General features: G+C 71.3%; 7 protein-coding genes. 5 read left to right on the top strand and 2 right to left on the bottom strand.

Features of this window, described 5'->3' with window-relative positions:
* The 3 genes from BFF77_RS30990 to BFF77_RS30980 all read left to right on the top strand — a co-directional run.
* Nucleotides 1-737, top strand: a 737-nt coding sequence (locus tag BFF77_RS30990; RefSeq protein WP_141698581.1) for an AIM24 family protein, incomplete at its 5' end; no start/stop codon positions are given.
* 13 nt (nucleotides 738-750) lie between these two features.
* Nucleotides 751-1,431, top strand: coding sequence for an AIM24 family protein (locus tag BFF77_RS30985; protein WP_066956697.1), 681 nt, complete (start codon nucleotides 751-753; stop codon nucleotides 1,429-1,431).
* A gap of 18 nt (nucleotides 1,432-1,449) precedes the next feature.
* Nucleotides 1,450-2,208, top strand: coding sequence for an AIM24 family protein (locus tag BFF77_RS30980; protein WP_066956693.1), 759 nt, complete (start codon nucleotides 1,450-1,452; stop codon nucleotides 2,206-2,208).
* Between the two features lie 150 nt (nucleotides 2,209-2,358).
* On the opposite strand, the gene BFF77_RS30975 is transcribed toward BFF77_RS30980, so the two are convergent.
* Together BFF77_RS30975 and BFF77_RS30970 are read right to left on the bottom strand one after the other, a co-directional pair.
* Entirely contained in the window at nucleotides 2,359-2,916 is a 558-nt protein-coding gene (locus BFF77_RS30975) for an NUDIX hydrolase (RefSeq protein WP_066956690.1), read from the bottom strand.
* The gene (locus BFF77_RS30970; RefSeq protein ID WP_066956687.1) at nucleotides 2,913-4,397 is read right to left on the bottom strand and encodes a zinc-dependent metalloprotease; all 1,485 of its coding nucleotides are present in this window, start codon (nucleotides 4,395-4,397) and stop codon (nucleotides 2,913-2,915) included. The genes BFF77_RS30975 and BFF77_RS30970 overlap by 4 nt, the downstream gene beginning before the upstream one ends.
* A gap of 308 nt (nucleotides 4,398-4,705) precedes the next feature.
* Between BFF77_RS30970 and BFF77_RS30965 the strand changes: the two genes are divergently transcribed.
* A complete protein-coding gene (locus BFF77_RS30965) occupies nucleotides 4,706-5,818 on the top strand; it encodes an SDR family oxidoreductase (RefSeq protein ID WP_066956684.1) in 1,113 nt (370 codons plus the stop codon).
* A 92-nt stretch (nucleotides 5,819-5,910) separates the two neighbouring features.
* Nucleotides 5,911-6,369 (top strand): molybdenum cofactor biosynthesis protein MoaE, encoded by a 459-nt coding sequence (locus BFF77_RS30960; RefSeq protein WP_066956700.1) that lies wholly within the window; start codon nucleotides 5,911-5,913, stop codon nucleotides 6,367-6,369.
* Nucleotides 6,370-6,491 lie beyond the last annotated feature (122 nt).

Below are 6,491 nucleotides of genomic sequence, written 5' to 3'. Positions count from 1 at the left end.
GCCCTGAGCGGCAGCCGCCCGGTCCGCCTCCGGGCGGCGCCGCTCAGGGCGTGCCCCCAGGCGTACCGCCCGGCGGCGCCGGTCTCCAGGCCGCCCTTCAGGTGTACAAGGAACTGCCCACGGGCCAGCGCTGGACCCCGCAGAACGGCCAGCTCATGCGGGTCGACCTCGGTATGGGCGGCACTCCGGTCCTCGCCCGCCAGGGCAGCATGGTGATGTATCAGGGCAAGGTCGACTTCAGCTACAAGAGCGCCGGTTTCGCCGGCCGTGTCGTCGGCAGCGTCACCGGCCAGGAGATGCAGCTCATGCGCTGCACCGGCCGCGGTCAGGTGTTCCTCGCCGAGCAAGGCGCGCATCTGCATCCCGTGGAGCTCCAGGGCGACGGCATCTGTGTCTCGGCGGAGAACGTCCTCGCCTTCGACGAGTCACTCCAGTACGAGGTCCGCCGCATCGAGGGCCACGGCATTCCCGGAGGCGCCCTGTTCACCATGCTCTTCCAGGGCACGGGCACCGTCGTCGTGAAGACCCACGGCACCCCGGTGGTCCTGCCCGTCACGCCCACGACCTTCGCCGACTGCAACGCCGTCGTGGCCTGGTCGGCCGCGTCCCAGGTGATCATCTCCAGCCAGGTCAGGCTGCGCCGCAACGCGTATCCCGGTCACAGCGGAGAGACCGTGAACCTCCAGTTCCGGGGAGCCCCCGGCAACTTCATCGTCGTCCAGCCGTACGAGGTCTGAGGGAGCCCGGACCATGAACCAACAGCTCGCGGGCTATGCCCCCACCCCCATCGCGGCCCGGATGGAGAACCACGGCCGTTCCCTGCTCAAGGTCGCCATGGCCTCGGGGCACGACCTCTTCGCGCGGACCGGCTCGATGGTCGCCTACGAAGGCTTCATCCAGTACGAGCCGAATCCGCCCGCCATCCGCCAGATCGCCTCCCAGTGGGTCACCGGCGAGGGCACGCCGCTGATGAAGTGCTCCGGAGACGGTCTGCTCTATCTCGCCGACTACGGCGCGGATGTCGTCGTCATCAACCTCGACAACGACGCCCTCTCGGTCAACGGCACCAATCTGCTGGCCTTCGACGCGCATCTCCAGTGGGGCGTCGAGCGGGTGAAGGGCCTGGCGAAGTTCGCCGGGCAAGGGCTGTGGAACGTACGGATCTCCGGGACCGGCTGGGTCGCCCTGACCTCGCGCGGCACCCCGATCGTCGTCGACTGCGGCCGTGGCGAGGACGAGACCTATGTCGACCCGGACGCCCTCGTCGCCTGGTCCCCGGCCCTCAAGGTGAAGGGCAAGCGCAGCCTGAAGGCCTCGGCGCTCATTGGGCGGGGCAGCGGAGAGGCCTTCCAGATGGCCTTCTCCGGCCAGGGCATCGTCGTCGTACAGCCCAGCGAGGACAGCACCGACCGTCTGCGGATCCAGGGCTGAGAGGAGCGAGAACACACCATGCAGAGTCCGCTTTTCGCCCATACGGAACAGCAGTCCCAGGACCGGTACGCGGTGCAGAACCCGCAGCTCCTGCGGGTGGCGCTCACCGGCCAGGACGATGTCCTCGCCCGCAAGGGCGCGATGGTCGCCTACCAGGGGCTGATCGACTTCGACGGTGAGTACCAGTCGCACGGCCGGCGGCAGGCCCGTGGCCGCACCGGCGAGGGCCTCGATCTGATGCGCTGCTCCGGGCAGGGCACGGTCTATCTGGCCAATCTCGCCCAGTACATCCATGTGGTGGAGGTCGAGCAGGAAGGGATCACGGTCGACAGCGCCTATGTGCTGGCGCTCGACTCCTCCCTGCACACCGAGGTCATCGCGGTGGACAGCCAGTACGGCATCTCCGGCTCCGGCAAGTACCAGCTCAACATCTCCGGCCGGGGCAGGGTCGCGCTGATGACCTCGGGCCAGCCGCTGATGCTCCAGATCACGCCGGACAAGTACGTCAACGCCGACGCCGACGCGATCGTCGCCTGGTCCTCCTCGCTGCGGGTCCAGATGCAGGCGCAGACGCACTCCTCCGGGGTGCTGAGGCGCCGCGGCAACACCGGCGAGGGCTGGGAGCTGAGCTTCCTCGGGCAGGGCTTCGCGCTCGTACAGCCCAGTGAGGTCATGCCGCCGCAGAACGCGCAGCTGGGACAGGGCGTGGCCGCGCAGTTCGGCGTGGGCCAGCACGGGGCGCACGGCCAGAACCAGGGCAACGCCTGGAGCAGGTGATCACGCTCCGGCCGCCGCGTACGGGCCGCCGCGCAACCGCCGTCGCGTACCGGCCACCGCGCATCGAACGGAAAGGAGGCGGCCTCCTGAGGGAGGCCGCCTCCTTCGCGGCTGTTCTCCGGAAAGGCCGTTGTCCGGAAGTGCCGGTGCCTAGGACCGGCGGCCGTCCAGCGCGGCGCGCGTCCGTTCCACCAGCCGTACGACCGAGCCGTCGGCCACCTCCGCCGCCTCCTCGTAGGAGAACCAGCGCAGGTCCAGCGACTCCTCGCTGATCCGCTCGACCGCCCCGGCCGGGGCCAGCGCCGCGTACTGGACGTCGAGATGCCAGTGGCACGGGGCCGGAATGGCGTGCCGGTCGAGCTGGACGGGACCGCCGTCCAGCGGTCGCAGACCGAGGATCCCGGACTCCTCCATGGCCTCCCGGAGCGCGGCGCGCTCCAGGGTGTCGTCACCGGGCTCGCAGTGACCGCCCATCTGGAGCCACATACCGAGCTTCCTGTGCAAGGTCAGCAGCACCCGGCCGCGCTCCGGATCGATCACCAGCGCGCTGGCCGTGAGATGACCCGCCGTGCAGGACTTCCACATCGCGTCCGGATGGGCGGACAGATGATCCAGATAGAGCCCGCGCAGCTCCTCCTGGTCCTCGGACCGGCCCCGGTGGCCTTCGTAGCCCTTCAGTACGAGGACGGCGTCGTCGTGCAGGCTCACTTGTCGGTGTCGTCCTCGTCGCTCTTGGCGTCCCCGCGTTCCTTCTTGAGATCCGGCGCGTCCGGCCTGTCGCCCGGGGCGCCCGAGGTCTCCGGGCCGTCCGCTGCCTCGCCGAGCATCCGGTCCAGCTCGGAGAAGTCCAGCTGCTCGTGGTGGACAAAACCGTCCGGGTCGTCCAGGTCCGAAGCCGTCGGCAGCATGTCCGGGTGCTCCCACAGCCGGTCACGGCCGTCGACCCCGCGCGCGTCCGTGAGCGAGGCCCACAGCCGCGCGGCGTCGCGCAGCCGGCGCGGCCGGAGCTGAAGGCCGATGAGCGTGGCGAAGGTCTGCTCGGCGGGGCCACCGGAGGCACGGCGCCTGCGCAGCGTCTCGCGCAGCGCGTCCGCTCCCGTGAGCCGCGACTTCGCCGCCTCGTGCACCACCGCGTCCACCCAGCCCTCGACCAGCGCGAGCGCCGTTTCGAGACGGGCCAGGGCGGCCTTCTGCTCCGGGGTGTCCTCCGGCTGGAACATGCCCTGCTGGAGCGCTTCCTGAAGCTCCTCGGGGTGCGTGGGGTCGAACTGGCCGACCACGTCCTCCAGCTTGGTGGTGTCGACCTTGATCCCGCGGGCATAGCCCTCGACCGCGCCGAACATGTGCGACCGCAGCCACGGCACATGGGCGAAGAGCCGCTGGTGGGCGGCCTCGCGCAGGGCCAGATACAGCCGGATCTCGTCCTTGGGCACACCGAGGTCCTTGCTGAACGCCTCGATGTTCAGCGGGAGGAGCGCGGCCTTGCCGGCCGGGCCCAGCGGCAGCCCGATGTCCGTGGAACCGACCACCTCGCCCGCGAGCACGCCCACGGCCTGGCCGATCTGCTGGCCGAACATGGCGCCGCCCATGGAGCGCATCATCCCGATCAGCGGGCCCGCCACGGACTGCATCTCCTCGGGCAGCACCTCGCCCATGGCGGTGCCGACCCGCTCCGCCACCGGATCCACGAGCTGCTGCCAGGCGGGCAGTGTCGCCTCGACCCACTCGGCGCGGCTCCACGCGACCGAGGTGCTCGCGCCGGACGGCAGGGACGTCACACCGTCCAGCCACAGATCGGCCAGCCGCACCGCCTCGTCCACCGCGGCGCGCTCCGAGGGGCCGACGCTGGAGTCCTTGGTGCCGTCCGGCGTGCCCTGCGCGACCGTCTGGCGGGCGATCTGCTTGGCCATGTCCCAGTTGACGGGACCGCCCTCATAGCTGAGCATCTGGCCGAGCTGCTGGAAGGCCGCCCCCAGATCGCTGGGGTTCAGCGAGCCGAACATCGCGGCGAACGGATTGTCACCGCCGCCCGCGCCGCCCGGCAGCCCGAACCCGAAGTTTCCGAAGGGATTGCCGGGACCGCCCTGACCACCGGCACCCTGACCACCTCCGGCAGGGTCCTTCTTCTTGCCGTCGCCGTCCTCCGGCTCCTCCGGCGGAAGGCCGAATCCGAATGGGGTGTCACTCACGGGGTTCCTCGGCTCGTAGGGCCGCCGGCTTCTGCCGGCGGCGGCTGCCCGACTACACCACCCAGCCTAAGCGGCACCGGGTGGACGAGGGCGGTGCCGCGTGCCGTCGGCCGGGCCCGGCCGCACGACCCGGACTCCGCCTTCGGCCCGCTCGGTCCGGCCGCCTCCGGCGGCCTGGCACGGCTGCGACACCCGGGCGGCTTCCGGGCTCAGTGCTCCGTCGGCCTCTGGCCTGCGGCAGGATGGACGTCACCTGGTACGTACGCGTCATTCACGTACGTATTGAAGACAACCGCTGGAGACGCCCGGTGAGTTCCCCAGATCCGCAGGTTCGCGCAGCGCGAAACCGCTCAACCACGCACCCGTCCCGGGGCCCTGTCGTCGCGGTCACCGGCGCCGCCTCCGGCGTCGGTGACCTGCTCACCCGGCGCCTCGCCGCCTCCGACGAGATCAAGCAGGTCATCGCCATCGACGAGCGCCGGGGTGAGGTCTCCGAGGCGCAGTGGCACATCCTGGACGTCCGTGATCCCGCCATCGCGGAGAAGTTGCGCGGCGCGGACGTGGTGGTGCACATGGCGCTCGATCTCGATCTGGAGACCGATCCCGCCGCTCGAACGGCCTACAACGTGCGAGGAACCCAGACCGTGCTCACGGCGGCGGCCGCGGCGGGCGTCCACCGTGTCGTCCTGTGCACCTCGGCGATGGTCTACGGCGCGCTGCCCGACAACGACATCCCGCTCTCCGAGGACGCCGAGCTGAGGGCGACGGCCGAGGCCACCGCCGTCGGCGATCTGCTGGAGATCGAGCGGCTGGGCCGCCGGGCGCCCCGCGCGCACCCCGGGCTCAATGTGACGGTCGTACGGCCCGCCGTCCTGGTCGGCGGTACGGACACGGCCCTCACCCGCTACTTCGAGTCGCCGCGGCTGCTCGTGGTCGCCGGATCCCGTCCCACCTGGCAGTTCTGCCATGTCGAGGACCTGGTGAGCGCCCTGGAGTACGCGGCGCTCGAAAAGGCCGACGGGGAGTTCGCCGTGGGCTGCGACGGCTGGCTGGAGCAGGAGGAGGTCGAGGAGCTGAGCGGCATCCGCCGGATGGAGCTGCCGTCCGCGGTCGCCCTGGGAGCCGCGGCCAGGCTGCACAGGATCGGTCTCACGCCCTCCCCGGCCGGCGATCTCGCGTACACGATGCATCCCTGGGTGGTCAGCGTCAGCAGGCTGCACGACGCGGGCTGGCGGCCACGGTGGACCAATGAGGAGGTGCTCGCCGCGCTGCTGGAGGAGGTGGAGGGCCGGCACACCGTCGTCGGGCGCCGGCTCGGCCGCAAGGACGCCACCGCGGCGGGCGCGGCGGGCGCGACGGTGGCGCTGCTCGGTACGGCCGCGCTGGTACGGCGGGCCCGCAAGGCACGACGGGGCCGCTGAGACGGGGCCGCCGCGCGGGCCGCCGCCGGAGCGGCCGTACGGACCGTACGCGCTGTTCCTTGATGTCAGTGGCGTACGGCACGATGGGGACCATGGCGAGCACGCATTCCCACCCGGGTGAGCAGCCGGGACAGGACCCCCTCCGGCTGCTGGCGATCCGCGACACCCCCCTCACCGTCGACGAGGTCTTCCGCGCGGTCGGGGACGACGCCGCGGGTGGTACGGCCCTCTTCGTCGGTACGGTGCGCAACCACGACGGCGGCGCCGATGTGGACACCCTCGGCTACTCCTGTCATCCCTCCGCGGAGGCGGAGCTGCGGCGCGTGGCCGAGAAGATCGTCGCCGACCATCCGGTGCGGGCGCTGGCGGCCGTCCACCGAGTGGGCGATCTGGAGGTCGGAGATCTGGCGGTCGTGGTGGCGGTCTCCTGCCCGCACAGGGCCGAGGCGTTCGAGGCCTGCCGGAAGCTGATCGACGACCTCAAGCGCGAGGTCCCGATCTGGAAACACCAGAAGTTCTCCGACGGCACAGAAGAATGGGTGGGCGCGTAGCGCCCCCGTTGAGGGGTGGCGGTCGGGCGACGGGTTGGGCGGGTGGGCGCGTAGCGCCCCGTTGAGGGGTGGCGGTCGGCCGACGGGGTGGGCGGGTGGGCGTGTAGCGGACCGTGGCCTCG

It is taken from the genome of Streptomyces lushanensis, from assembly GCF_001700515.1.
Lineage (GTDB): Bacteria > Actinomycetota > Actinomycetes > Streptomycetales > Streptomycetaceae > Streptomyces > Streptomyces lushanensis.
Note: the sequence above shows the minus strand (reverse complement) of the source record. Positions and strands in the feature narration are given on the sequence as shown.